Genomic DNA, 1,974 nt, shown 5'->3' with positions numbered 1-1,974 from the left:
TGATAAACCCATCTTTTCCATCCATATACGATTCAATATTGTCTGGATATTTCTTAGCAAGTTCTCGCTTAAGTTCACCGTATTTATGGGCATCCTTAGGATGGGCTATCATTTGAACCTCCCCACCCTGAAGAGGGATGGGGATTCCCAGGCACAACCAATTAGGTTGTTATCTCCATGGGCGTAACTTTCCCTCGTTCCGAGGGTAGCTGGATGGGGTCAATTCCCAGTTGCTTTAGACCCCTATTCCTGATGTTTACTCCACCATTTAAATCAGCATCATCGTGATATCCACATTCAGTACAGACAAACTTTTCACCATCTCGATTGTCTGCACTAATGTAATGACATTTCGGGCATTCCTGAGATGTATGTCTTGGGTTAACTTTGATGACTGGTATGCCTGACTTTGCAGCCACGACTTCTACCTTTCTCACCAGCTCTCCCCAGGCAGCATCAGCTATTACACGATTCAACCCTCTTTTAGCGGATTGTCCGTTGCGATCATAACCACCACTTTCATTAGGCTTAGGTTTGCAACGAGACTTCATTCCCTTAATATTCAGATCTTCAAAAACCAGAGCATCTGTGCCATCGGTCAACTGTTTAGCAACTTCCCAGTGATACGCAGAACGCTTATTGGCTAACTTTTCGTGCAACGAGGCAACCCTGCCGAATGATTTTTTACGATTATTCGATCCTTTCTTCTTTCGACTCGCTGCTCTTTGTCTGAGTTTTAAACGTCTTGCTTGGCACTTAAACTTGTTGGTATTAGCTGGATTTGCGATAGTTTGCCCGTCAGAAGTACTAACAAGTTTCCTGATTCCCAAGTCACACCCTTTAACGTGATTTGGTCTGATCTCGTTGACTGTTTTTACTGGAGGCAACGGAACTGATTTATCCTCAATCTGAATACTGACAAACCAACCCCGAGACTTTTTGCGCACAGTAACAGACTTGATCGCAAAGCCATCTGGAATAGGACGGGAATTGTAAAAGCCCATCCAGCCGATTCCAGGTAAATAGATTCGATTGTTGTCTAGTTTTACTTGACCTGGGGCATACTTAAAACTCCGGTAACGAGAACGCCTTTTAGGCTTTGGATACCTTGCTTCCCCTTTAAAAAATTTTGAGAAAGCAACATCCAACTGTCTTAACATTTGTTGTAGAACAGTTGAGTGAATTTTTTTGTACCAAGGCCGTTGCTTCTTAAGAATAGGTAGGGTTGAGCTTTGAATCTCGTAGGGGCTACGTCTAGGATTTTTCTGGCTCTTTTTCCATGGATAACCAAGGGAGCTTGATTTACTTACCGAGCAAGTCAACGGACACGCTTGTCCATGACTCCTTAAATCGCAGTAATTCCCCATTTTTGGAGATCTAACTTGTTCATAAGAATCATTCCTATCTCTCAGCAAGTAGTTGTACTGAGCCATTAACATATCTAGCCATTGCATCATAGTGGCTTCTTGTTGAGAGTTTGGCTTTAATTTGTAAACGTATCCGAGTTGCATGGCATCGCACTATCTTTCCGTGCTATATTGATTATAACTTATATAACTATAAATTACAAGCAATTAGCATAACTAAAATATAAAAAAATAATAATATCTTGTATAGCGTTTTTTTTATGTAATGAGGTACACAATTTTTTTGCCATATGAATGATTAGCATATTACCGCTTAGCCTGACCAAAAAAATTAGGGAATAAGTAGTATAATAAAAGTAAAATTAACTGTTAACAGAAGGAAACTTATGCTCCAGTAATTGGTAACAGAAGGGGATTCAATGTATTGACACTTATTAACACAGTTGACGTAATTTATGCCCAGGTAATTATACCTCCTAAAGAAATAGGGATCTGAGCAATGATTAAGCAGAAATTAAAGAAATCCAACAATCTGCCCAACTGGGTAACCTGTTAAGTATGGTTTGATTAGACTTAGCCAACGCTAGGTCTAGACTACCTACTTAGA

2 protein-coding genes are annotated in these 1,974 nt (G+C 40.1%); both read right to left on the bottom strand.

The window, feature by feature from the left end; genetic code table 11:
* Nucleotides 1-112 (bottom strand): GrpB family protein (locus tag F6K49_RS44295; RefSeq protein WP_293108288.1); only part of this gene is annotated, 112 nt, incomplete at its 3' end.
* A 49-nt stretch (nt 113-161) separates the two neighbouring features.
* Entirely contained in the window at nt 162-1,511 is a 1,350-nt protein-coding gene (locus F6K49_RS44290) for a transposase (protein WP_293108285.1), read from the bottom strand.
* Nucleotides 1,512-1,974: the final 463 nt, after the last annotated feature.

The organism is Moorena sp. SIO3I6 (genome assembly GCF_010672095.1).
The sequence above is the reverse complement of the archived record's forward strand: the minus strand, read 5'-3'. Positions and strand labels throughout refer to the sequence as shown.